A 26,324-nucleotide genomic window follows, 5' to 3' on the forward strand; every position below is an offset into this window, starting at 1 on the left:
TACAAAAAAAAACGCCCTATAGATTTTTATGAAAAAAAATAACATTTTTCTAACTTTATTGGCCATTTTACTGCTAGTTGGATGCTCCACGTACGATCCAAAATACAGAGAAGGCGAACCAACCGAGAATTTTAAGTATCCTACAGATAAGAAAATTGAGAAATCTTTTTACTTATTAGGTGATGGTGGTTATTCGCCACCTGGGGGTAGTTCTGAAGGATTAATTGCTCTTAAGAACTATATGGATTCGGTTAAGGTGACAGATAATTATACTATTTTATTAGGAGATAATATTTATCCAGTTGGGATGCCTCCAAAAGATGCTCCAGAGCGGGAAGCTGCAGAATATAGACTGGATGCACAATTAGATGCTTTCGAGAAATATGAAGGAAAAGTAATAGTTATTCCTGGAAACCATGATTGGTATAACGAGGGTATTAAAGGCCTTGAGCGTGAGAGAGATTATTTGAAATCTAAATTGAAGGACAATTTAATCTGGGCTCCAAAAACTGGATGTGGATTGGATGTAATCGAGATCTCAGAAAATATTCAGCTTATAACTTTAGATTCTCAGTGGTTCCTAGAAGATTGGGATAGACATCCTACTATTAATGACAATTGTGCGCAGATAAAAACAAGAGAAGCTTTGTTTTTGGAGTTAGCTTCAGAACTACAAAAAAATCAGAATAAAACAATTATAGTCGCCTTGCATCATCCATTATATACCAATGGAGTTCATGGGGGACAATATGAATTTACTAGACACATTTATCCTTCTCAAAAGAAAATTCCTATTCCTATACTTGGGTCTCTAGCTGCTTTAATCAGAACAAGTGGGGGAGTCTCTATTCAAGATGCGCAAAATGAAAGATATAAATCTCTTGTAAAAAGATTGGAGACCATTGCACAAGGATCAGATAGACTCCTTTTTGTCTCTGGCCATGAGCATTCTCTGCAGTATATAGAACATGATAGTATTAAACAGATTGTTGCCGGTTCTGGTTCTAAAGGGTCTTATGCAGTATTGAGTAACGATGGTTATTTTGCATATCCAGATCAAGGTTTTGCAGTTTATGACGTTTTTGAGGATGGCTCTTCATGGGCAAGTTTTTATGGAAATGAAAATAATAAAGCTAAATTATTATATCAAAAAGAAGTTTTTTCTGCTCCTAAACCTTATGATGTTTCTCACTTGCCAACTGAATTTCCTGAAACTATAACTACCTCGATTTATAATGAAAAGGAAACTGAGAAAACAGGATTATATGAAAGTGTTTGGGGCCAGCGATACAGAGATCTTTACGGAACTCCAATATCTGTTAAAGTCGCAGATTTGGATACTTTATATGGTGGTTTAAAACCTGTGATAAAAGGTGGAGGACATCAAACGATATCGGTTAGACTAGAAGACAGTTTAGGTAGAGATTATAATATGCGCCGTCTTAAAAAGAGTGCTGTGCAATTTTTACAAGCTGTTGCTTTTAAGGACACTCCGGTTCAAGATCAATTAGAAAATACCATTGCAGAAAATGTGATTCAGGATTTTTATACAGCAGCGCATCCTTATGCATTTCTTGCAGTTCCAAAACTATCTGATGCCATTGGATTATTCCATACCAATCCCAAATTATTCTACGTACCTAAGCAAAAAGCCTTAGAAGAATATAATTCAGATTTTGGGGATGAACTTTATATGATCGTGGAAAGACCAGAAGATGATTGGTCTAGTATGAAGTCTTTTGGAGAAGATACAGAAGATATTTTGAGTACTTCAGATATGTTAGAGAAGTTAAGGAAAGATGAGAAATATTTCCTAGATGAAAAAGCATATATCAAAGCTAGAATTTTCGATATGCTTATTGGAGATTGGGATAGGCATCAAGATCAATGGAAATGGGCAGAAGTAGAAACACCTAATGGAAATAAGCGATTTTTACCTATACCAAGAGATCGGGATCAAGCTTTTTCAAACTTTGATGGTGCATTCTTTGGAACCTTAAGAGGATTAGCTGGGTTTGCCAATCAATTTGCAGTATATGGTGATGATATTAAGGATGTAAAATGGTTTAATACTGCAGCAACAGGAATGGATAGAACTCTTATCCAGAATGTAGGTAGAGAAGAGTGGATTGAGCAAGCTGAATTTATTCAGAAGAATTTAACCGATGAGATTATTGATGAGGCATTTTTAGAATTACCAGAAATCACAAGAAACGAAACGACTGAATTTATCGTTAAAAGTCTGAAAGGGAGAAGAGGTAATATTGTAGATATCGCTAATAGATATTACGATTATATGGCTAAGCTGGCAGTAGTTACAGGAACCGATAAGGATGACTTCGTAGAAATTGAGCGTTTAGATGAAGGTAAAACTCGAATTACGATCTCTAGGATTAAAGGTGGGAAGAAAGCCGATTTGGTAAGTGATAAGGTTTATAATAAACAAGATACAGATGAAATTTGGTTGTATGCTTTAGATGATGATGATGTGATTAATGTAAAGGGAGCAGTAGATAAAAATTTGATATTTGTTCGGGTTATTGGTGGACAAAATAACGATATCTATAATGTAGATGAGAACAGCGGGAGAAAGGTTAAAATCTACGATTATTTAAGTAAACCAAGCACCGTAGAATCTATAGGGAATGCAAAAATTAGGTTTAGAGACAACTATAATCAGAACACTTTTGATAAAGATAAGAAGACGTTTAAATCTGGATCTCTATTACCAGGCTTTGGGTACAATCCAGATGATGGGATAAAATTAGGCATACAATCTGTTTCTACTGTGAATGGGTTTAAAAGAAATCCATTTACAACAAGGAATACCTACAGTTTAGGGTATTATTTTGCGACCAATGGTTTTGATGCCAGCTACGAAGGGGAATTTGCTAGAATTATAGGAAATTTTAATCTGTTGATAGGCGCTAATTTTTCTAGTCCTAATGCATCTAATAACTTCTTTGGCTTCGGAAATGAAACTGAGAATTTTGATGATGATTTAGATTACGACTATAATAGAACAAAAATAGGAAGAGCGGGAATTAAATTTGGTTTCGTTAGAAAATCGCCTTTTGGTAGTTATTTTGGATATATGGCAAATTTCGAAGGAATTAAGGTAGATGAAACTGAGGGAAGATTTATTTCTGAAGAATTTATGCCTGACAATCCAGAGTTTTTTGAAAGAAAATTCTTTACGGGATTAGATGCGACTTATAGATATGAGAGTTATGATAATAACTTGAATCCTACTCGAGGGATGAAATTTGAGTTGAATGGAGGAGGGAAATTAAACCTTGAAGAATTAGAAAGACATTTTGGCTATATTAAACCTTACTTAGGTTTTTATAATTCACTTTCAAAAAACAGAAAACTTGTTTTGAAATCTCAGGTACAAGCCCATTTTAATATTGGTGAAGACTATGAATTTTATCAAGCTGCGGTATTAGGAGGGAATTCAGGGTTAAGAGGTTTTAGACAACAACGTTTTTCCGGCAAAACAGCTTTTGCAACTGGTGCAGACTTACGTTATAGTTTTAACCAATTTAAAACTTCGTTCTTACCTTTTCAAATTGGAATATATGGAGGTTTCGATTTTGGGCGAGTTTGGACGGAAGAGGCAGATAGCAAAAGATGGCATGATAGCTATGGAGGAGGTTTATGGATTAATAGTGCTGAAGCTTTAAGCGCTAAATTTAGCCTTTTTGGTAGTGAAGAAGATATGAGATTTACTTTCGGTTTCGGATTTAAGTTTTAAATAAATAAATGGAAACAAAAAGGATCTGGTAATGATTTTCCGGGTTTTATATAACCATAAAACGTAGTTCCTTTCTATAAGTTGAGGGGGATTTTCCAGTAAAAATTTTAAATTGCTTATTAAAGTGGCTAAAATTATTAAACCCACTTTCAAAGGAAACTTCCGTTATGCTCATTTGTTCTTCATGCAGGAGTTTAGCAGCGTGGGTGAGCCTGTATTCATTTACGAATGTTGTAAAGGTTTTCCCTGTAATCTTTTTAAAATAGCGACAAAACGCAGGATTTGTCATACTCACCTTTTCGCTAATTTCATCTAAGGTAATAGGCCTTTGGAATTCTTCCTTTACGAAATTAAAAATAATATTGATCCTGTTATTATCTTGGACGGCCGTTTCAAGAATAAAACCATGAGCATTTAATATGGTATAATTGTCAGTTTTATCTAGATCCTTCAAAATATTCAGTAACCCTATTAACCGTTCAAAATGTGAAATTTCAGTCAGGTTTTCTAAATCTTTTCCTACCTTTCTTTTTGTATTTCCATGGAAAACTATTCCTTTTTTAGACCTTTCAAATAGGTTTCGAATGCCCCGCATTTCAGCAATATTAAAAAAATCTATACCCAAAAATTCAGGTTTCAATTGGATAACCGTTTCACATTTATGTTGGGTTATACTATCAGTAAAGCCACAATGGGGAAGGTTTGAACCTATCAAAATTAGGTCACCATTTCTAAAATAGGAAATATGGCTGCCAATCTGCCTTTTGCCGTATCCGCCATTTACATATACTAGCTCAATTTCAGGATGATAGTGCCAGAAATTTTTTTTTCCTCCATTTGTTCCAGGTAGATAAGTTCTATAAGTAAAAGAACTTCCAAAAGCGGGCTCTATTTTCTCTAGTTGCGGTTTATGGTTAAGAGACATATTGTTTTTTCTATAAATTTAATCCCATAACGAGGATATAAGATATGCAAAATTGATATTTATCTATGTTATTTTAACCGAGATTGTTTATAGCGCTAATTTTATAGCTAAAATAGCATATATATCTGCATATCCTGATATAGTTTTTAGCCAGGTTTAAAAGTAAGTTTGAATAGTTATTAATAGTAGTTCTAACCTTTTAAATCTTAAGATTATGAAAACAACAATCAAAACCTTCGTAGTAGCACTAATTAGTTTAGTTGCTGTAAATGTGAATGCAGCCGATGGGCTGGTGTTGAAAGTAAATAACGATCAAAACCTTATGGTGCAAATTGAAACAATTGAAAATGGGGCAAGGTTAACCCTGAAGAATAAAAGTGGTGAAATTCTCTTTAAAAATGTTTTCTTTGAAGAAGAGTCTTTCACAAAGACACTCAGTTTTAAAGATCTTGCAGATGGAGAATATCATTTGAGTTTAGATAAAAAATTTAGCATCTCAACATGGGTCATCAGAAAGAGTGGCGATCAATTGGATATAGATAAAAATGCATATGCCTTAGTGTTCAAACCAATCTTCAAAAAAGATGATAAGTTGGTCTACTTTTATGTTGCCAATCCTACGGAAGAAAAAACCTACCTTGAAATTTATGATAAGAGTGGGGTTTTGGTTGGAACCTCCAAAAGTGATAAACTTGTTGTTAAGAAAACCTTAGATTTTTCAACAATGCCTAACGGAGAATATTCTGTCATCGTAAAAATGGGCAATAAGAAATTCACGGAAAGGATTTTTATCTAAATTTTCTACAATAAAAAAAGCCTCTATAATTTGTAGAGGCTTTTTTTATTGTAGAAAATGAAGGCAATTCATAAATGTTAAATAAAACCTAAAATATTAAAACTATTATTCTAGTTATAGTTAAAATACGGTTATTCGCCATTCATCAATCCCAAGGTATATGTCTAAGCGTTTTTTTTTAAGCCTCATTATTGCTGCAACCTCATTATTTTCATTTTCTCAAGAATTTTCTGTTTCAGGAAAGCTAATAGATCTAGATACCAAATTGCCCTTAGAAGCAGCGACTGTGTTTGTTGAATCTGTAAAGGATAGCTCTTTAATAACTTATACGATATCAGATAAATTTGGAGTGTTTAATCTTAAAGGGAGAACTCAGGCTTCAAAAGTGAATTTATATATCTCTTTTGTGGGATACCAAGCTTATGAAAGGGAAATAATGCTAGAAGAGAATAGAGTATTGCAGTTAGAAGATATCAGCCTGAATGGCCAAATTGAATCTCTGGGGGATGTCGTGATACAAGGCAGGAGAGCACCGATAACAATTAAGAAGGATACTTTAGAATTTAATGTGGCTTCCTTTAAAACTAAAAAGGATGCTAATGTGGAAGATCTATTAAAAGAACTTCCCGGTGTAGAGGTAGATGAGCAAGGGAACATCACTGTAAATGGAAAACCTGTAAATAAAATATTAGTGAATGGTAAGCCATTTTTTGGGAATGATCCAACTATCGCAACCAGAAATCTTACTAAAGAGATTGTAGATAAAATACAGGTAACCGATACTAAAACAGATTCTGAAGCCTTTAATGATGAAAATGGAGATGATCAAAATAAAACCATCAACATCACTATAGACGAAGAGAAAAACAAAGGAATTTTTGGTAGAGTGGCAGCTGGTGCAGGAACCGATGAACGTTTTGAGTACGCGGGATTAATGAATTATTTTAATAATGATCTTCGAATAAGCGCCCTTTCAGGGGGAAATAACATTAATTCACCAGGATTTAGCTTCGGTGAAATTCAGAAAATGTTTGGAAATCCTACTTATATTAATGTGAATGGGAGTGGAACTTTGGATTTTGGAGGTAGAGTTTTTGGAGGCGGAGATGGGATTATAAATTCCAGAACTGCAGGATTAAATTATGCCGATAATCTAGGGGAGAAGGTGGAGATTTCTTCAGATTATTTTTATTCCGCTTCAAATTCTTATGAAGATAAAATTAGAAATAGAGAAAATATTCTGCCAGAACAGCGTTATTTTTCAAATTTGATTTCACGTTCCGATAGTAATAGTGATAACCATGCTATTAATCTTAATTTAAAAACGAAAATAGATTCCACTTTTTTAATCGAATTCAAGCCAAGGTTTAATTATACCAAAGGAGATTCTCGATTTACAAGTTCAGAAGAAACTTTAAATGAGGATATGGTACTCACAAATTCATCTTCTACTAATAAAGAAGCCTCCAGAGAAGGAAAGAACTTTAAAAGTGATCTAACCCTAAACAAGAAATTTGGAGCAAATGGTGGGTTTGTAAAGTTTTCTATTGAAAATGAAATAAATGATACCGATAATGATAATTTTTCTCAATCTGAAACCAAGATCTTTGGTGAAACTCCTCAAGAGATCCTTAGAGACCAATTTACAAATGGTAATCAACAATCTAATGGGATAGAGATCAATACCAATGTTCGTGTGCCATTAATCCCTAAGAAGGTGTTCTTGGATCTGGAGTATAAATTTGAAAATCAGAATAAAGATGATACACAATTTGTTTATGACCTAGATCAAAATTTGGATACTTATTCTTTGCTGAATTTAGATCAGAGTACAGATTTTTCTAATGTAGATAGAGCATCAACACCTGAAATAGGCCTAACATACGATTCAGAAAAATTTAGAATTAGACTGAATACGGGGTATGTATTTAGAAGTTTAGAAAGTGATGATGACTTAAGGAATATCAATTTTGAAAACGAATTTAATGCTATAGAATATAACGGAAACCTTCGCTATAAATTCAGTGAGAAAACTTCACTATATTCTGGATTTGGTTTATCCAATGATGTGCCCGGGATAAGACAATTATCACCTTACATAGATGTTTCAGACCCGTTAAATATTATTCAGGGAAACCCCGATCTAAAGCCTACCAAATCTCATTATCTCTATTTAAATTTAAATAATTATGATTTCCAGTCGCGCTCAGGAATGTATGCTTATGTGAATGTAAATATTGCTAATGATAGGGTAGTGTCTAGATCTACAATAGATCCTACATTTATTAGAACCACAACTTATGATAATGTTGATGGTTATTATCAGATATTTGGAAATACCAATTATAGTAAGAATATTACTTTAGATAGTCTAAGGACTTTAAATTTTGATGCAGGTATTGGTATTAATGCAAGTAGGAACGTTAATTTTAATAATGATGTAAAATACGCAAGTAGGAATTTTTCTTATAGGCCAAATTTCGGTTTGAAATTTACATGGAAATAACTATTTGAGATTAGACCTAATTATGAAATAAGTTATACCAGCAGTAAATTTGATTTGGATAATTTTGAAGACAGAAATTTTGTTAGACATGAGCTTAGGTTTAGGACGACCACTTATTATCCGAAGAAATTAGAATGGAATAATGATATCAAATATATTATTAATCCAGATGTAGCGCCAGGTTTTCTAACTAGTTCGGTTTTTTGGAATAGCTCCTTAGCTTATTCTGTATTAAAGGATCAAGGGACAATTACATTTAAGGTATACGATCTCCTTAACCAGAATACAAATTCACAGCGTACAGCAACTCAGGATTATATTCAGGATATGGAAAGTACTGTACTCCAGCGCTATTTCATGCTAGGCTTCAGCTATAAATTTAATACTCTCGGTAAGAAAGGTGAAACCGGTAAAAGCAATTTTTGGTTTGATTAAAAAAAGCCTTTGCAATTGCAGAGGCTTTTTTTAATCATTCAAGGTTAAATCTAATTTAAACCTTTCAGTTTAAATGATGGAATCGATTTTAGTTTTACTCCTCTTTTGAAGGCTCATTAATGGATAACTTGTTAGTAAAATCAATAGTTCTAATAGGGAACGGAATATTGATTCCGTTTTTATCATACGCTTTCTTAATTGCTATAATAGCTTTGTTCTTAGCAACTAATATATCTCGATTTCTAGTAACATCTGTCCAGAAACGAACTACAAAGTTAATAGAGCTATCTCCAAATTCCCCATACATAAATTCCACTTCCTCATTTCCTCTTTGCGGGAATAAAGATTGCATAGTTTCAATAGTTAATTTTTGAACGAATTCAAGATCACTACTATATCCTACTCCACAATTAACAAATACACGAGACCTAGCCGTTCTTGTATAATTCTTAAAAGGCTCTTCAACAATCTTAGAATTGGGGATCATCACATAATTGTTATCAGACTCCTTTACCACAATATTTCTCAAATTGATCTCTATAACTTCACCAGCGTATCCATTTGTTTCTACCCAATCTCCAATTTGTAGTTCGGGTAAGAAACTTAAAATAACACCACTAAACGTATTGCTAAGTGTGCCTTGAAGCGCAAGACCAATTGCTAGTCCAACCACACCAGCACCGGCTAGTACAGATGTTAATACTGTATCAAGGTTAAGAAGACTTAGCGCAATAAAGAATCCAAGTAAAATAATGAGAACCTTTACGACTTTGGTTGTTATCTGCCTAATAGAATCTTGGGAACCCTTTCTTTTAAGTAACTTATCTGCAAGTTGTGCTGCATATTTCGCGATAAAAATAAATATCACAAAAATTACAGCTGCTAATAAAAAATTTGGAAGATTAAGAATTATGGAGTCTAACCACGAGGCCATTTTATCCCATATTCCCCTAATAGATTCATTTAAATTGAATTCGTTCGCCATCTAGGAGTTTCTTTTTTATAAAGTTTTATGCGTGTCGTTGGTTTTCATTTTCCACGCATCTAGCATCCAACTGGTCTTTTCTAACTCTCCAATATACCCTCCAACTAGATCTATTGTTCCTTCATCACCACCCTTATCTGCCACCTCAGCAACTTTTCTAAGTTGTTTCAAAATAATACCATGATCCTCTAATAAGGTTTCAATCATGCGAGAGTCTGAAAGATCAGATGGAGATTCTTTAACTGTAGAAGTTTTAAGATATTCACTAAAATTACTCACGGGCTGATAACGGAGAGTAAGTATTCTCTCGGCTATTTCATCCACTTTAAGTTTAGCATCGTCATATAATTCTTCAAATTTCTCATGAAGGTCAAAAAAGTTCTTTCCAATAACGTTCCAATGAAAGTTTCTAAGCTTTTGATAATATAAGTGATAATCTGCCAGAAGAATATTTAGTTCTTTTACAGTGATTGCTGTTTTTTTATCGTCTAATCCTAAGTAGCTCATAGTTTTTATTTATTGATTCTTAAATTATCATACAAAAATATGATAGTAGATGTTGCTATCCAATTTTAAAAATAGGTTTAATACAACTTTAACGGGAGTTTTATTCAATTTCTCTACCCGATTTAAGATCGAGCTTTGCCATTAATTCTTTGGATATCTGACCACCAGAAATACCGTAACCATCCACCAAAGTGCCTTTTTTGCCATCTTTAGTATGAATGCAATATAGAATGGCATTATCATCTGGATTACTCATTCCTTCAAATCTCAAAACTTTATCTACTTCAAAATCGTCAACATGATATGTTTGACATTCCGCTTTTAACTCTATTTTTTCATCCATCAAATTAAAATCGTATTCATATCCTTCTTCCAATTTTAATATATTGATAGCTTGTGAAAGTGTCCCGTAATCCTTCATTTTAGTTATATTTTATATTTATAAGGAAAGTTACTGCCATGGTTTTCTAAAAACAAATTGCATTTAATGTTTAGTAAAAGTTTAACTCGTTCAACACCTTTATTCTTTGCTATTCTTACTTCGGAATAGGGCAAAAGGAATCGCGAAAAAGATAAATAAATACCAACCTGTGATGATACCGAAAAGGGTGATAATTGCTGCAACAATATAGATCCAATACGATTTTAGGAATTTCATATGGTGATTGAAATCAGGATTATAAAGAGCAAATAGTAAAACCAATATATCTTTGGTTTTACTGGATCGCTTCCAAATAATAGAATGGTTAACTTATAATAGAAACTCCTGTTTTTAGCAATATGATTATATGCATTATTACTTAAAACCTTAAACCATTTTTGTCTCTTATACCATAAATGCCATTTGGGATTGCCCAAATAATACTGGATCTTATATGCCGAGTCTGGCCCTGAATAGACATTTCCATTGGTGTCTATAAGCCTACTCGCTTTCTGAAATTCTTTAATTGGAATATCGGGAAATTCGAGTCCTGCTTCCTGATATGTACGAAAAATCACTTTACCTTTTGTTCTGTATTCCCATCTATTCTTCCACCATTTGCAAAATTTACAGTCGCCATCCCATATAAAGATTGAATATTCTGGAGGATGATTGGTTTTATTTATTTCTTGAAACATGTAATTGAATTGTATAAACAATAAAGTTATAAAATTGAAATTGATACTTTTGTGAAAACTAAGTATTTTAAAGGGTGATTGCAGATCAACCAAAATACTTGGCAATTCAAATATATGCAAGAAGAACTTGAAAACAAGGTTTTAGTAACCGGAGCCGCAGGATTTATAGGATTTCATTTAACAAAGCAGTTATTAGACTTGGGCTTTGAGGTAATAGGTCTGGATAATTTAAATGATTACTATGATGTAAATTTAAAGTTAGCAAGACTTAAAGAATTAGGGATTGATCAAGCTGTAATAAGTTATAATGAAACACTTCAAAGTGCAAAATTCTCCAAATTTCAGTTTATAAAATTAAATTTAGAGGATAGAGAACAATTACCACAGCTTTTTAAAGAGCATAGTTTTAAAATTGTTTGTAACCTGGCAGCACAAGCTGGAGTTAGGTATAGTCTAGAAAACCCGGAAGCTTATATAGATAGTAATGTAGTTGGTTTCTTAAATATTTTAGAATGTTGCAGAAATTATAATATTGAGCATTTAGTTTATGCAACCAGTTCTAGTGTGTATGGACAAAACAAAAAGATTCCTTTCTCTGTAAAAGATAATGTGGATCATCCTATTAGTTTATATGCAGCCACAAAGAAAAGCAACGAATTAATGGCACATACCTATGGCCACTTATTTAATTTTAAAACCACCGGTCTCCGTTTTTTCACAGTCTATGGGCCATGGGGAAGACCAGATATGGCAATGTTTTTATTTACTAATGCTATAATTAATGCTAAGCCTATAAAGGTGTTTAACAATGGTAATTTGGAAAGAGATTTTACCTTCATAGATGATATTATAGATGGGATCTTGAAGATTGTTACTAGTAAAAAAGAGCAAAAATCAAACTATAGTCTCTATAATATTGGGAATAGTAAACCAGTTAAACTTTTAGATTTTATCAATGAGATAGAAAGTGAACTAGACATAAAAGCTGAGAAGGAAATGTTGCCTATGCAAGCTGGGGATGTAGAGCGAACTTGGGCAGATGTTAGTGATCTAAAAAGAGATTTCGGGTACAAGCCAAGGACAAGCATAAAAGAAGGAGTAAGAAAGTATATAGATTGGTATAAGGAGTATTATATTCAAAATAAATAATATGAAAGTTTTGATAACTGGAGGAGCAGGTTTCATTGGCTCACATGTAGTAAGGTTATTTGTAAATAAATATCCTGAATATGAAATTTTCAATTTAGATGCATTAACCTATGCTGGGAATTTAGAAAATTTGAGAGATATTGAAGGTGCATCCAATTATAAATTTTTGAAAGCTGATATTAATGATGTCTTAGAAATTGATGCTTTATTTGAAAAATATCAGTTTGATAAGGTAATTCATCTTGCTGCGGAATCTCATGTAGATCGCTCAATTTCTGATCCTCTCGCATTTGTACGTACCAATGTGATTGGGACTATGAATTTGCTTAACGCAGCGAAGGGTTTATGGAAAGATAACTTTAAAGAAAAACTGTTTTATCATATTAGTACCGATGAAGTTTATGGAACTCTTGGCGAAACAGGATTGTTTACTGAATCTACATCGTACGCACCTAATTCACCATATTCTGCTTCAAAAGCAAGTTCAGATCATTTTGTGAGAGCATACGGAGAAACTTATGATTTGCCTTATATAATTTCCAACTGTTCAAATAATTATGGCCCAAATCAATTTCCAGAAAAACTGATTCCTTTATTTATTAATAATATTATCGATAAAAAGCCTCTTCCAGTTTATGGAAATGGGGATTATACTAGAGATTGGTTATATGTAATTGATCATGCAATTGCGATTGATAAAGTTTTCCATCAGGGTAGAAATAAAGAAACATATAACATTGGTGGAATTAATGAGTGGAAAAATATCGACTTGGTAAAACTTCTTTGCAAAATAATGGATGCTAAACTTAACAGAGCGGAAGGTAGCTCTGCGGAATTAATTAATTTTATACAAGATCGACTAGGTCATGATAAGCGTTATGCTATAGATGCTTCCAAAATAGGTAAACAATTAGGCTGGAAACCCACTGTAACTTTTCAGGAGGGCTTAGAGACTACAATTGACTGGTATTTGGATAATGAAGAATGGTTAAAAAATGTGACCTCAGGGAAATATAAAGATTATTATTTAAATCAATATTCTAGCAAATAAAGTATGAAAGGAATAATATTAGCAGGAGGAACGGGTACTAGACTCTATCCCATAACAAAGGGAATTTCTAAACAGCTGTTGCCAATTTATGATAAACCGATGATCTATTATCCTTTATCTGTTTTAATGTTGGCTGGGATACGTGATATTTTAATAATTTCTACCCCTGAAGATCTTCCCAATTTTAAAAAATTACTAGGAGATGGAAAAGAGTTAGGGATGAAATTTTCTTTTGAAGAACAAGCCTCCCCAGATGGCCTTGCCCAAGCATTCATTATTGGTGAAGATTTTATTGGAGATGATGATGTTTGTTTGATATTGGGGGATAATATTTTTTACGGACAAGGATTCACGGGCATGCTTAAAAAAGCAGTAGAAAATTCCAAAAATAAAAAAGCAACGGTCTTTGGTTATTACGTAAACGATCCACATAGGTATGGGGTTGTTGATTTCAATATCAAAGGGGAAGTTAAGAGTATCGAAGAGAAACCTATTAATCCAAAAAGCAACTATGCAGTAACAGGAATTTATTTTTATCCAAATTCAGTTATTAAAACAGCGAAATCTGTAAACCCAAGCGAGCGCGGTGAATTAGAAATAACGAGTGTGAACCAAAAATATTTAACAGAAGAGAAATTAGAAGTGGAATTAATGGGTAGAGGATTTGCTTGGCTAGATACAGGGACTCATGAATCCTTTTTGGAGGCCTCAAATTTTGTACATACAATAGAAAAACGTCAAGGGCTTAAAATAGCATGTATTGAAGAGATAGCTTACGATAAAAAATATATTTCCAGAGAGCAATTACGTGAACTAGCAATCCCATTACGAAAAAATGAATATGGGGAATACTTGATGAAAATTTTAAATAAAATTCAATAACTGTTTAGTGAATTTCCTTTTCACACTTCTTTAAGAGTTACAAAACCCTATCGCTAATTTAGAAATACTATCTTTGCCGATTGTTAACTAAAACTTTCGTATTTAATGCATGAACAATTTTCTAAACTAAAATCTTCAAAAATTTTAGTTACTGGTGGAGCAGGATTTATTGGCTCTAATCTTACTGAGACACTTCTAAACCTTGGCGCTCAAGTTGTTTGCTTAGATAACTTTGCTACAGGTAAGCGTGAAAATATAGAAGCTTTTAAAGATAATTCAATGTTCACCTTAATTGAGGGGGATATTAGAAATTTAGAAACTTGCCATAAAGCAGTGCAGGGTGTAGATTATATTTTGCACGAAGCAGCCTTAGGTTCTGTGCCGAGATCTTTGAAGGATCCAATTACAAGTAACGAAGTGAATGTGTCGGGATTTTTAAATATGTTAGTCGCTGCTCGAGATGCTAAAGTAAAAAGGTTTGTTTATGCAGCAAGTTCATCTACATATGGAGATTCAGAGAATCTACCAAAAGTTGAAGATGTAATCGGGAAACCGCTTTCTCCTTATGCAATAACAAAATATGTAAACGAGCTTTACGCCGATATTTTTAAATCTGCCTATGATCTGGATACTATAGGACTGAGATATTTCAATGTTTTTGGTAGAAAACAAGATCCCAACGGAGCTTATGCAGCCGTAATTCCAAAGTTTGTAATTCAATTAATGAATCATGAATCTCCTGTAATTAATGGAGATGGAACTTATTCTAGAGACTTTACCTATATAGATAATGTGGTTCAAATGAATCTTCTTGCTCTTACATCAGATAATGAAAAGGCATTAAATGAGGTTTATAATACTGCATTTGGAGACAGAACGAATCTTCTCGAATTGATACACTTGTTAAAGGAATATTTATCTGATTATGATCCGGAAATAGCGAAAGTGGAGATCATGCATGGACCAAACCGAGCGGGCGATATCCCACATTCTTTAGCATCAGTAGATAAGGCTAAAATGAATTTAGGATATGACCCGAAATTTAATATTCAGGCTGGATTGAAAGAGGCAGCTGCTTGGTATTGGAAGAATTTAAAATAACATTATATACTTTATAAGAAGCTTATATGAATAAAGATATTAAAATAGCAATTATTGGTTTAGGCTATGTTGGATTACCACTTGCCAGATTATTTGCTACCAAATTTTCTGTAATAGGTTTTGATATTAATAAACCAAGAGTTGCAGAACTAATGTCTGGGATCGATTCTACGTTGGAAGTCGAAAAAGAACTTTTGCAATCCTCTTTAGTAGATAACCCCTCTGGAGAAGTTGGTTTGTATTGCAGTACAGATCTTAAAGACATTAAGGATTGTAACTATTATATTATTACCGTACCAACTCCTGTAGATAAAAATAATAGACCAGATCTTACCCCATTATATAAAAGCAGTGAAACGGTAGGAAAAGTTCTCAAAATAGGGGATATAGTTATATATGAATCTACTGTGTATCCTGGGGTGACAGAGGATGAATGTGTCCCAGTTCTCGAAAAGGTTAGTGGGTTAAAATTCAATCAGGATTTCTTTGCTGGCTACTCTCCAGAAAGGATCAATCCAGGAGATAAGGAACATACCGTAGATAAAATCTTGAAGGTTACCGCTGGATCTACTCCAGAAATAGGTAAGAAAGTAGATGATCTTTATAAAGCCGTTATTACTGCTGGTACTCATTTAGCTCCGACAATAAAAGTAGCCGAAGCTGCAAAAGTAATAGAGAATTCTCAAAGAGATATTAATATTGCGTTTGTAAATGAGTTAGCTAAGATCTTCAATATGTTGGATATAGATACCAATGATGTTTTAGAGGCTGCTGGTACAAAATGGAACTTTTTACCTTTTAAACCCGGATTGGTTGGTGGACATTGTATTGGTGTAGATCCCTATTATTTGGCACAAAAAGCTCAAGAAGTGGGTTACCATCCTGAAATTATACTTGCAGGAAGAAGAATGAATGATAGTATGGGTCAATATGTTGCTAGTGAGGTAGTAAAGCTTATGTTGCAACATGACATTAAGGTAAAGGGTGCAAACGTTTTAATTTTAGGAATAACTTTTAAGGAAAACTGCCCTGATGTTCGGAATACTAAAGTTGTGGATGTTATTAAGAACTTAAAGGAATACGGAGTAAATATTACTATTTATGATCCTCTAGCTAATCCAAGCGAAGTGAAACATGAATATGGATTAGAAACTACTAGGGACTTACCTAAACAAAAATTTGATTCGATTGTTCTTGCAGTTGCTCATAAAGAATTTTTGGACCTTGAATTTAATGAACTTAAATCTCAGAAATCTGTAGTTTATGATGTTAAAGGAGTTTTAGGTGATAAATGTGATAAAAAATTATAGAATGAAGATTACAAATATTTGTTGTATTGGAGCTGGATATGTTGGAGGTCCAACTATGGCAATAATTGCTCAAAAGTGTCCGCACATCAATGTGACCGTTGTTGATATAAATGAAAAGAGAATTGCTGCTTGGAATGATGATGATGTGAATAACATTCCGATTTATGAGCCAGGTTTGTCAGATATAGTGAAAGAAGCCAGAGGGAGAAATTTGTTTTTTTCAACTAAAGTAGATGAAGCCATAGATAAAGCTGAAATGATCTTTATTTCAGTAAATACTCCTACCAAAACTTATGGTATAGGAAAGGGTATGGCTGCCGACTTAAAATTTATTGAACTTTGTGCTAGACAAATAGCGCGTGTTTCTAAAACGGATAAGATTGTAGTTGAAAAATCTACTTTACCTGTACGAACTGCTGAAGCATTAAAGAATATATTAGAAAACACTGGGAATGGAGTTAATTTTCAGATTCTTTCCAACCCAGAATTTTTAGCAGAAGGAACAGCCGTAGAAGATCTATTAGCTCCAGATAGAGTTTTAATAGGTGGTGATATAGATTCTGAAAGAGGTAAAGAGGCAGTAAATGCATTGGTTGAAGTGTATGCTAATTGGGTTTCTAAAGAGCATATTCTTACTACCAATGTTTGGTCTTCTGAATTATCTAAATTAACTGCAAATGCATTTTTAGCACAGCGGGTTTCAAGTATAAACGCTATGAGCGAATTATGTGAAAAGACTGGAGCAGATGTAAATGAAGTTGCTAAGGCGGTTGGGATGGATACTAGAATTGGCTCTAAATTCCTACAATCTTCTGTTGGATTTGGTGGATCTTGCTTTCAAAAAGACATCTTGAATTTAGTGTATATAGCCAAGTCTTTTGGACTGAATGAAGTTGCAGATTATTGGGAGCAGGTTATTATTCTAAATGATCATCAAAAAAGGAGATTTGCTTCAAATATTGTCAAGACATTATTCAATACCGTATCTGGTAAAAAAATAGCTATTTTAGGATGGGCATTTAAAAAAGATACTAACGACACCAGGGAATCTGCTGCTATTTATGTGTCAGATTATCTTTTAAATGAACAAGCTGAAATTGTGGTATACGATCCAAAAGTTACTGCAGAGCAGATCTACGCAGATTTAGATTATTTAGGATCGAGATCAGACTCAGAGAACAGATCTCTTGTAAAAGTGGTAAATTCAGCTGAAGAAGCTTGCAAAAACTCTCATGCAGTTGCAATTTTGACGGAATGGGATGAGTTTAAAGAACTTGATTGGCAAACTGTTTACGATAATATGTTGAAACCAGCCTTTCTGTTTGATGGTCGAAGACTATTGGAAAGAGCAACAAAGGAAAAAATTGGATTCGAATTTTATGCAATAGGAAACTAAATATCAAAAGTTATTATGAAGAAGGTATTAGTTACTGGAGCAGCAGGATTTATAGGTTTCCATTTATCAAAGATTCTTTTAAAACACGGCTATAATGTAGTTGGGATCGATAATATAAATGATTATTATGACATCAATTTAAAATATGGTAGGCTTAGTAAATTAGGGATAGATAGGGTAGATGCAGAACGATTTAATGAAGTTGCTAAAAGTTCTAATTCCAATTTTAAGTTTTTGCGTCTTAATCTAGAAGACCGAGAAAATTTACCTAAATTATTTACTAATCATAATTTTGATATAGTATGTAATCTTGCAGCTCAAGCTGGAGTAAGATATAGTATAGAAAACCCTGAGGCTTATATAGATAGTAATGTTGTTGGGTTCTTAAACTTATTGGAATGCTGTAGACATAACAAAATAGAACATTTAGTTTACGCTAGTAGTTCTAGTGTTTATGGTCAAAATGAAAAGATTCCTTTTGATACTCAAGATAATGTAGATCATCCTATTAGTTTATATGCCGCTACCAAAAAAAGCAATGAGTTAATGGCGTATACCTATAGCCATCTATATGATTTTAAAACCACAGGACTTAGGTTCTTTACTGTTTACGGACCATGGGGAAGACCAGATATGGCAATGTACTTGTTTACCGATGCTATTTTAAATGATAGACCTATCAAGGTTTTCAATAATGGTAATTTAGAAAGAGATTTCACTTACATAGATGATATTGTTGAAGGAGTTTTTAAAATAATTGACAAGGGAAATTCAGAAGACTCAAAAAAATATTCCCTTTATAATATAGGTAATAGTAAGCCAGTAAAATTGATGGATTTTATTACAGAGATTGAAAAGCAAACTGGTATTGAAGCAAAAAAGGAAATGTTACCTATGCAAGCTGGTGATGTTTCTAGAACATGGGCAAATGTGGACTTGCTTAAGAAAGACTATAACTATACTCCCAAAACCTCTGTTAGTGTTGGGGTAGAGCATTTTATAATATGGTTTAAAAGTTATTATAATCAACAATAAATTTATAGTTATTCACTGATGCTGGTTAGACATTTTAACGATTAAAACTATTCTAAATGACAAATTCTTTTCGCTCTAAATATAATAAATGTCTTTAAGAAAACAGGCTACAGCAGGTATTTTTTGGACTTTTGCACAACAATTTGGTCAACAGATTGTTCTTTTTGTGGTTTCCACTATATTAGCAAGATTGCTTTTACCAGAAGAATTTGGGTATATAGGGATGATTGCTATTTTCGTTTCTGTAGGGAATGCACTTTTAAAGGGAGGTTTAACCCAGTCCTTAATTAGAAGCAAGAATTTAGAGGAGGATGACTATGCCACCGTTTTTTACTATAATCTGGCTGCTAGTATTCTTATATATATAGTCATTTATTTTATTGCACCTTATGTTTCCGGTTTTTATGGTTACCCAATACTTACTCCAATTATAAGGTGGTATTGCTTAAGTTTCATTTTGTTTGCCTTTTCTGTAGTACAGGAAGCTAAACTAACAAAAGAAATGAATTTTAAGATTCAGACCTTAATTTCTATACCCTCAGTAATTATTGGTGGAATCGTGGGGATTGTTATGGCTTATTCAGGATACGGGGTATGGAGTATTGTCTGGAACCAGCTAATAACTGCATTAGTGAGAAGTATTCAGTTATGGATTTATTCTAAGTGGAGTCCAGGATTAATTTTTAATTTTGCTAAATTTAAAGAGCATTTAACATTTGGATATAAAATTACTTTGTCTTCGTTATTGGAAAATATTTTCAGTAACCTCTACGTTATAATAATTGGAAAATACTTTTCAGCAGGACAGGTTGGATTTTATACCAGAGCAGATAGTATGAAGAATCTTCCTGTAAATAATATTACCCTAGCTTTAACCAAAGTTACTTATCCTTTGTTTGCAGAAATTCAACATGATAATGAAAGATTGAAGAGAGTTTATAAACAACTCATGAAAATGTCTATATATGTTGTGGCTCCCATTATGATTTTTTTAATTATTCTTGCAGAACCAGTTTTTAGATTCCTGTTTACAGAGAAATGGTTGCCCGCAGTACCCTATTTTCAAATATTATGTGTTTCAGGTATCTTGTTCCCTATTCAAGGTTATAATGCAAATGTTTTGTTGGTAAAGGGGAAAAGTAATACCTTTTTAAAATTAACGGCTTTTAATAAATTTTTATTGGTTATTGGAATAATAATAGGTTTACAATTTGGTATAATGGGATTACTCTATACACAAGTTATATTATCTATTATTACTTTTTTTATATATGCATATCACACAGATAAAGTGATTGGATATTCTGCAATGCAGCAATTAGTGGATATCTTGCCTTTAATATTATTATCCTTTGTGCCTGGCCTTCTTGTATATTTTATGAATATATATCTTGAAAATCAATCAGATTTGTTAAGAATAATGGGAGGAGCAGGTGTTGGGGTTGTTTTATATGTTGGAATTAGTTATATTTTTAAAATTGAAAGTTTTAATGATATATTGGAAATAGTTTTTAAAAAAAAGAAGATAAGTATAACGAAAAAATAATTTTTCAAAAACTCGTATTTATACCAGTGCTTTATAAATATTTTATATAATTAAAATGAATTTAAACAATAAATCTATCCTAATTACAGGAGGAACAGGTTCTCTAGGAAAGGCCTTGACAAAACATTTGTTAGAATCTGGAACAGAAATAAAGAAACTTGTGATCTTTTCAAGAGATGAGCAAAAGCAATTTGAGATGGCACAGGAGTATCCCGCAGACCAATATCCTCAAATTCGATTTTTCATTGGTGACGTTAGAGACGAAGCTAGAGTAAAAAGAGCTCTAAAAGGAATAGACTACGTTATTCATGCAGCTGCGATGAAACATGTCCCCATTGCCGAATATAACCCTATGGAATGTGTGAAAACCAATATAATGGGAGCAGAAAATATTATTAACGCTTGTTTAGAAACTGAAGTTACTAGAGTAGTTGCCTTATCTACAGACAAAGCTGCAGCACCTATTAATTTATATGGTGCCACGAAACTTGCTTCGGACAAATTATTTGTAGCTGCTAATAATATCACCGGATGGAATCCTATTAAATTTTCTGTAGTAAGATATGGCAATGTTATGGGATCCAATGGTTCCGTAATTCCTTTTTTCCTAAAAAAGAAAAAAGAAGGAATTTTGCCAATAACAGATCCTACGATGACCAGGTTTAATATTTCTTTGCAAGGGGGAGTAGATATGGTGATGCATGCTTTAGAGCACGCATGGGGTGGAGAGATATTTGTCCCTAAAATACCATCTTATAAGATCACAGATGTTGCTGAAGCTATTGGACCGGAATGCGAAAAACCGATTGTGGGAATTCGTCCAGGTGAAAAAATTCATGAAGAAATGATCACAGCTTCAGATTCTTACTACACCTATGATCTAGGTAAATACTATACTATTCTTCCTTCTACACATAAATGGAATTTAAACGAGTTTATCAATGAATTTGGAGCAACAAAAGTAAAGCCAGGTTTTCAATATAACTCCGCAGACAATGAAGAATGGGAAACTGTTGGAGATCTTAGAAAATTAATTAAGGAGCATGTTGATTTAACGTTTGAAGTATAAATTATGAACAATTCAATTCCCTATGGACGTCAGAATATAACGCCAGAGGATATTCTTGCAGTTACAGAGGCATTACAGTCAGATTATCTAACCCAAGGACCTAGAATTTTAGAATTTGAAAATGAATTCGCATCTTATGTAGGTTCTAAATTTGCGGTTGCCGTTTCTAATGGTACTGCAGCATTGCATCTTAATGCACTTGCGTTAGGTGTGAAGCCAGGAAACAAGGTTATTACTACTCCACTAACTTTTGCAGCTTCGGCTAATTGTATACGATATTGTGGAGGTACAGTCGTTTTTGCTGATATTGATCCTGACACTTATTTATTAGATATCAAAGCTGTACGAAAACTTTTGGAAAGTGCTCCCAGAGGAACTTATCAAGGAATTGTTCCAGTAGATTTTGCTGGTAGAGCGGTCGATCTCGAAGCTTTTAGAAAATTAGCTGACGAATTTGACTTGTGGATTATAGAAGACTCTTGTCATTCTCCAGGCGGTTTTTTTATAGATAGTCAAGGTGTACAACAACACTGTGGTAACGGTAATTTTGCTGATTTGGCCATATTTTCTTTCCATCCAGTTAAACATATAGCTTGTGGTGAAGGAGGTATGATTTCCACGAACGATGAAGCACTTTATAAAAAATTGTTAGCATTAAGGACTCATGGTATAGTTAAAGATGAAGATTTATACACAAATAGTATAGAGTTTGCTTCCGCGAAAGCAAGTACCAATCAATATCCTGCGTGGTACATGGAAATGCAAATGCTCGGTTTTAATTATCGTTTAACAGATTTTCAGGCAGCCTTAGGAACAAGTCAATTACAAAGAGCAGATTTTGGATTGGAAGTTAGAAGAAGAATTGCAAAGACATATTTTCAAGCATTTAAAAATGAAGATTTTATCAAAGGTCAATCTGGAGTAATAGAAGGACATGCCTATCATTTATATGTGCTAGAAGTAGAGGATAGATTAGGCTTGTATAATTATTTACGTGAAAATAATATTTATGCGCAAATACATTATATACCTTGCCATTTAATGCCATATTATAGAGAATTAGGGTGGAAAGAAGGAGATATGCCAATTGCTGAAAATTATTATAAACACTGTATTAGTTTGCCTATGTATCCTACATTAACTAGAGATGAACAGGTCTTTGTTATTGAAAAGATAAATGAGTTTTACAATGTCTAATTTAGCAATTATTCCAGCTCGGGGAGGCAGTAAACGAATTCCAAGAAAAAACATCAAAGATTTTCTAGGTAAGCCAATTATTGCTTATTCTATTGAGGCTGCTTTAAAGTCTGACCTTTTTGACGAGGTGATGGTTTCTACAGATGATAAGGAAATTGCTGAAATTGCCATAAAATATGGAGCAAAGGTGCCTTTTTTGCGAAGTGGGAAAAATGCCGATGATTATGCTACAACTGTGGATGTATTAATAGAGGTAATAGAAAAATATAAAGCCCAGGGAAGAACATTTGAAAATATTGCTTGCCTGTATCCAAGCGCACCTTTCACCACCTCAAAGAAATTGAAGGAAGCTTATACAATATTGATATCAAAAAGGCTGGATGCAGTATTTCCTGTAATGCCTTTCAGTTTTCCTATTCAAAGGTCACTGAAGATGAATGAAGGTAAGCTTGAATATTTCTATCCGGAATTTGAAAATTCACGGTCTCAGGATCTGGAAAAAGCCTATCACGATGCCGGACAGTTTTATTTTATAAACACTTCAAACCTTTTAATTAATAAAAGCATACTATCAAAAAATACCGGAGCTATACTTATTACGGAATTAGAAGCTCAGGATATTGACAATGAAACCGATTGGAAAATTGCAGAAATTAAATATGAACTCCTACAAAGCACTAAATAAGCAAACTTTTAACTCGGGAAAGTATTCTATAGTTCCACTGAGGATGGAAGACCGCTATGCTATTATGAAATGGCGTAATGAACAGATCTATCATTTAAGACAACACAAAACTCTTACAAGAGAAGATCAGGACAAATATTTTGAAACAACAGTGGCAAGTTTATTTAAAAAAGAACAACCTGATCAAATCTTATTTTCTTATTTAAAAAATGACAAATGTATTGGTTATGGTGGATTGGTTCATATTAATTGGGTCGATAAAAATGCGGAGATTTCTTTTGTAATGGATACCATATTGGAAAAAGAGAATTTCTCCAAGCATTGGAGCCTGTTTTTAGGTTTAATTGAGCAAGTAGCCTTTAAAGAATTAAAGCTTTACAAGATATTTACGTTTGCTTTTGACCTTCGTCCACATTTATATGAACCCGTTGAAAATGCAGGTTTTGTTAAGGAAGCTACCTTAAAAAAGCAATGTCTTTTTAATGAAGAATATAAAGACATTATTATACATGCTAAGTTTAACATAACAGAAAAACTTTAAAACCATGCAAAAAGTATTTATCATAACAGGAGCAAATAGAGGTTTAGGAAAAGCATTTGCAGATATTTTAATACAAAACGAAAATCATTTTGTTATTTCAATATCAAGAAGTCAAAGTGATGAACAAAAAACCTATGAACCGGAAAACTTTTATTTTTTAAAGTCCGATTTGTCTGAGAATACTTTAGAGAAAAATATACAAGTTCTAAAAGGGCTAATTGCTAATCAGGACATCTATTTTATTAATAACGCAAGTATCATAGAACCTATAACTAAAATAGAGCATTTAGATGAAAACGCTATAGATAAGACAATTTCGGTTAATATTAAATCAACAATGTTGATTACTAAATATCTCCTTCGTAATTTTAGTAATCATAAATTATCTTTTGTTAATATTAGTTCCGGAGCAGCTAATCGGGCTATTAGTAATTGGTCACTATATTGTGCATCAAAAGCATTTGTTAAAATGTTTTTTGATGTAGCTGAAAGTGAATATGAACAGCATCGGTTTTTCAATATAGACCCAGGAGTTATGGATACTAATATGCAAAAAAGCATTAGAGAAAACGATTTTCCAGATTCTTCAAATTTTAAGAATTTGCAAGAAGAAGGAAAATTAAAATCACCAAAAGATGTTGCTTTAGAAATCCTAAATACTGTTTTATGAAAATAGCTGTTATTTCAGATATTCATGGTAATTATGATGCGTTAGTTGCAGTCTTAAAAAAGGCTAAGAAAGAAAATGTTGAGCACATATTAGTTCTTGGAGATATTGTAGGGTATTATTATCATCCGGATAAAATATTGAAACTGCTTTCAGAATGGAGTTTTGATATGATCAAAGGGAATCATGAAAATATACTTGAAAGTTTAATAGACACACCATCATTAAAAGAATCAATTCGAATAAAATATGGAAGTGGTCATCAAGAAGCTATAAATAAGCTGACAAAGAAGCAGTTAGAATTTTTAAAAGATTTACCAGAAACTAAATCTGTACAATTTGATGAAGTTTCTTTATTGATGAGTCATGGCAGTCCGTGGTCTAATGACTATTATATTTATCCAGATTGTGAAAATGAAACCATACTTAAGTGTGATTCAAAAGAACACGATTTTGTATTAATAGGACATTCACATTATGCTTTTGCAATTAAAAACACAAATAGCATCTTAATAAACCCCGGTTCAGTTGGTCAGTCAAGACAAACAGGAGGAAAAGCATCTTGGTGTATTATTAATACTTTAAATAAGTGTTTTCAATTAGTATCAACTGATTATAATATTGAAAATTTAGTATATGAAATTTCAAAAAAAGATACTGAAATAAAATACTTAACACAAATTTTAAAAAGAAAATGATTTATTATATATGATTAAAGCATTAAACATATTAGTTACAGGTTGTGGCGGAGATATTGGGCAAAGTATTGGTAAAATATTATTAAAATCTAGTTATACTAAAAACTTATTTGGAATCGATATTTCAAATAAAAATGCTGCACAATTTATTTATCCGAATTTTTCAGTTGGTTTACGTTTCACGCACCCGGATTATTTAAAAAAATTGGAATTATTTATAGAAGCGCATGCCATTGATATTATCATACCAATTGCAGAGCCGGAACTGAGGTTTTTTTCTGATCAAAATATATTAGATACCATTGGCCGGGCAAAAATGATAACAGCTTCATCTTTTGCATTAGAAATAGGATTTGATAAATTTAAAACTGCCGAGTTCTTAAAAAGTGAGAACCTTCCTTTCCCAGAAACATTTTTAGCAAAAGATTTAAATACTATTGAGTCCTTTCCCGTTATTCTAAAATCTAAAACAGGTTCAGGGAGTAAAGACATTCATAAGATTAATACGATGGATGAGTTTTTGTTTTATACCAGAAACGCTATACAAGATTTTGTTGTTCAAGAATTTATAACGGATGAAATTGGGGAATTCACATGTGGTTTGTACAGAAGTCGTGAAGGTGAAATACGATCTCAAATTTTTAAAAGAGAACTTACAGGAGGCTATAGTGGTTATGGTGAAGTGGTAGAAAGCAATGACATAACATGTCTCTTAGTTGAATTAGCAGTTAAGTTAGATTTAGTTGGAAGCATTAATGTACAATTAAGAATAACTGAAAATTTGCCTAAGGTTTTTGAAATCAATCCAAGATTTTCAAGTACAGTACTTTATAGACATCTTTTTGGTTTTGAGGATTTAATATGGTCTATTGAAGATGCATTGGGATATGAGTTATCTGATAATCGGGAGCACGCTACAGGTAGAAAATTTTATAAAGGGTTTCAAGAGTATATTAAATAAGAAATT

22 protein-coding genes and 1 pseudogene are annotated in these 26,324 nt (G+C 32.9%); 18 read left to right on the forward strand and 5 right to left on the reverse strand.

The window, feature by feature from the left end; all coding sequences use genetic code 11:
- The first annotated feature begins 28 nt into the window (after window positions 1-28).
- Window positions 29-3,757 (forward strand): metallophosphoesterase, encoded by a 3,729-nt coding sequence (locus tag I130_RS06690; protein WP_034920678.1) that lies wholly within the window; start codon window positions 29-31, stop codon window positions 3,755-3,757.
- A 46-nt stretch (window positions 3,758-3,803) separates the two neighbouring features.
- Here the strand turns inward: I130_RS06690 and I130_RS06695 are convergent, their stop codons facing one another.
- A complete protein-coding gene (locus tag I130_RS06695) occupies window positions 3,804-4,682 on the reverse strand; it encodes an AraC family transcriptional regulator (protein WP_034920679.1) in 879 nt (292 codons plus the stop codon).
- Between the two features lie 214 nt (window positions 4,683-4,896).
- Between I130_RS06695 and I130_RS06700 the strand changes: the two genes are divergently transcribed.
- Entirely contained in the window at window positions 4,897-5,478 is a 582-nt protein-coding gene (locus I130_RS06700; protein WP_034920680.1) for a DUF3244 domain-containing protein, read from the forward strand.
- Window positions 5,479-5,638: 160 nt separating this feature from the next.
- A pseudogene (locus I130_RS06705) lies at window positions 5,639-8,419 on the forward strand (outer membrane beta-barrel protein).
- Window positions 8,420-8,513: 94 nt separating this feature from the next.
- Here I130_RS06705 and I130_RS06710 read toward each other — a convergent pair.
- The 4 genes from I130_RS06710 to I130_RS06725 form a co-directional block, all read right to left on the reverse strand.
- A complete protein-coding gene (locus tag I130_RS06710) occupies window positions 8,514-9,404 on the reverse strand; it encodes a mechanosensitive ion channel family protein (protein ID WP_034920681.1) in 891 nt (296 codons plus the stop codon).
- A 15-nt stretch (window positions 9,405-9,419) separates the two neighbouring features.
- Window positions 9,420-9,911, reverse strand: a complete 492-nt coding sequence (locus tag I130_RS06715) for a Dps family protein (RefSeq protein ID WP_034920682.1) — start codon at window positions 9,909-9,911, stop codon at window positions 9,420-9,422.
- A gap of 100 nt (window positions 9,912-10,011) precedes the next feature.
- Window positions 10,012-10,332, reverse strand: coding sequence for a hypothetical protein (locus I130_RS06720; RefSeq protein WP_034920683.1), 321 nt, complete (start codon window positions 10,330-10,332; stop codon window positions 10,012-10,014).
- A gap of 233 nt (window positions 10,333-10,565) precedes the next feature.
- Entirely contained in the window at window positions 10,566-11,030 is a 465-nt protein-coding gene (locus tag I130_RS06725) for a thiol-disulfide oxidoreductase DCC family protein (RefSeq protein WP_034920969.1), read from the reverse strand.
- A gap of 114 nt (window positions 11,031-11,144) precedes the next feature.
- On the opposite strand from I130_RS06725, the gene I130_RS06730 reads away from it, so the two are divergent.
- From I130_RS06730 to I130_RS06800, 15 genes are all read left to right on the forward strand, one after another.
- On the forward strand, window positions 11,145-12,179 hold the full coding sequence (locus I130_RS06730; RefSeq protein WP_034920684.1) for an NAD-dependent epimerase: 1,035 nt from the start codon (window positions 11,145-11,147) through the stop codon (window positions 12,177-12,179).
- A 1-nt stretch (window position 12,180) separates the two neighbouring features.
- Window positions 12,181-13,230, forward strand: a complete 1,050-nt coding sequence (gene rfbB / locus I130_RS06735) for a dTDP-glucose 4,6-dehydratase (RefSeq protein ID WP_034920685.1) — start codon at window positions 12,181-12,183, stop codon at window positions 13,228-13,230.
- A gap of 3 nt (window positions 13,231-13,233) precedes the next feature.
- Window positions 13,234-14,112, forward strand: a complete 879-nt coding sequence (gene rfbA, locus I130_RS06740; protein WP_034920686.1) for a glucose-1-phosphate thymidylyltransferase RfbA — start codon at window positions 13,234-13,236, stop codon at window positions 14,110-14,112.
- A 105-nt stretch (window positions 14,113-14,217) separates the two neighbouring features.
- Window positions 14,218-15,213, forward strand: a complete 996-nt coding sequence (locus I130_RS06745) for an SDR family oxidoreductase (protein WP_034920687.1) — start codon at window positions 14,218-14,220, stop codon at window positions 15,211-15,213.
- Window positions 15,214-15,239: 26 nt separating this feature from the next.
- Window positions 15,240-16,523: a nucleotide sugar dehydrogenase gene (locus I130_RS06750; RefSeq protein WP_034920688.1), complete on the forward strand. Its 1,284-nt coding sequence runs from the start codon at window positions 15,240-15,242 to the stop codon at window positions 16,521-16,523.
- Between the two features lies 1 nt (window position 16,524).
- Window positions 16,525-17,919, forward strand: a complete 1,395-nt coding sequence (locus I130_RS06755) for a nucleotide sugar dehydrogenase (protein ID WP_034920689.1) — start codon at window positions 16,525-16,527, stop codon at window positions 17,917-17,919.
- A gap of 15 nt (window positions 17,920-17,934) precedes the next feature.
- Complete coding sequence (locus I130_RS06760) at window positions 17,935-18,954, forward strand: NAD-dependent epimerase (RefSeq protein ID WP_034920690.1); 1,020 nt, start codon at window positions 17,935-17,937, stop codon at window positions 18,952-18,954.
- 88 nt (window positions 18,955-19,042) lie between these two features.
- Window positions 19,043-20,500 (forward strand): lipopolysaccharide biosynthesis protein, encoded by a 1,458-nt coding sequence (locus I130_RS06765; RefSeq protein WP_034920691.1) that lies wholly within the window; start codon window positions 19,043-19,045, stop codon window positions 20,498-20,500.
- A 55-nt stretch (window positions 20,501-20,555) separates the two neighbouring features.
- Window positions 20,556-21,569: a UDP-N-acetylglucosamine 4,6-dehydratase (inverting) gene (gene pseB, locus I130_RS06770; protein WP_034920692.1), complete on the forward strand. Its 1,014-nt coding sequence runs from the start codon at window positions 20,556-20,558 to the stop codon at window positions 21,567-21,569.
- Between the two features lie 3 nt (window positions 21,570-21,572).
- Window positions 21,573-22,766 (forward strand): UDP-4-amino-4,6-dideoxy-N-acetyl-beta-L-altrosamine transaminase, encoded by a 1,194-nt coding sequence (gene pseC, locus I130_RS06775; protein WP_198012037.1) that lies wholly within the window; start codon window positions 21,573-21,575, stop codon window positions 22,764-22,766.
- Complete coding sequence (gene pseF / locus I130_RS06780) at window positions 22,759-23,451, forward strand: pseudaminic acid cytidylyltransferase (RefSeq protein WP_034920694.1); 693 nt, start codon at window positions 22,759-22,761, stop codon at window positions 23,449-23,451. The genes pseC and pseF overlap by 8 nt, the downstream gene beginning before the upstream one ends.
- Window positions 23,426-23,992, forward strand: coding sequence for a GNAT family N-acetyltransferase (locus I130_RS06785; protein WP_034920695.1), 567 nt, complete (start codon window positions 23,426-23,428; stop codon window positions 23,990-23,992). Before pseF ends, I130_RS06785 begins: the two co-directional genes overlap by 26 nt.
- 4 nt (window positions 23,993-23,996) lie before the next feature.
- Window positions 23,997-24,662 (forward strand): SDR family NAD(P)-dependent oxidoreductase, encoded by a 666-nt coding sequence (locus I130_RS06790; RefSeq protein ID WP_034920696.1) that lies wholly within the window; start codon window positions 23,997-23,999, stop codon window positions 24,660-24,662.
- A complete protein-coding gene (locus I130_RS06795) occupies window positions 24,659-25,357 on the forward strand; it encodes a metallophosphoesterase family protein (RefSeq protein ID WP_034920697.1) in 699 nt (232 codons plus the stop codon). The genes I130_RS06790 and I130_RS06795 overlap by 4 nt, the downstream gene beginning before the upstream one ends.
- A 10-nt stretch (window positions 25,358-25,367) precedes the next feature.
- Window positions 25,368-26,318, forward strand: coding sequence for an ATP-grasp domain-containing protein (locus tag I130_RS06800; protein WP_051119634.1), 951 nt, complete (start codon window positions 25,368-25,370; stop codon window positions 26,316-26,318).
- The last annotated feature ends 6 nt before the right edge of the window (window positions 26,319-26,324 follow it).

It is taken from the genome of Gillisia sp. CAL575 (genome assembly GCF_000403785.1).
Lineage (GTDB): Bacteria > Bacteroidota > Bacteroidia > Flavobacteriales > Flavobacteriaceae > Gillisia.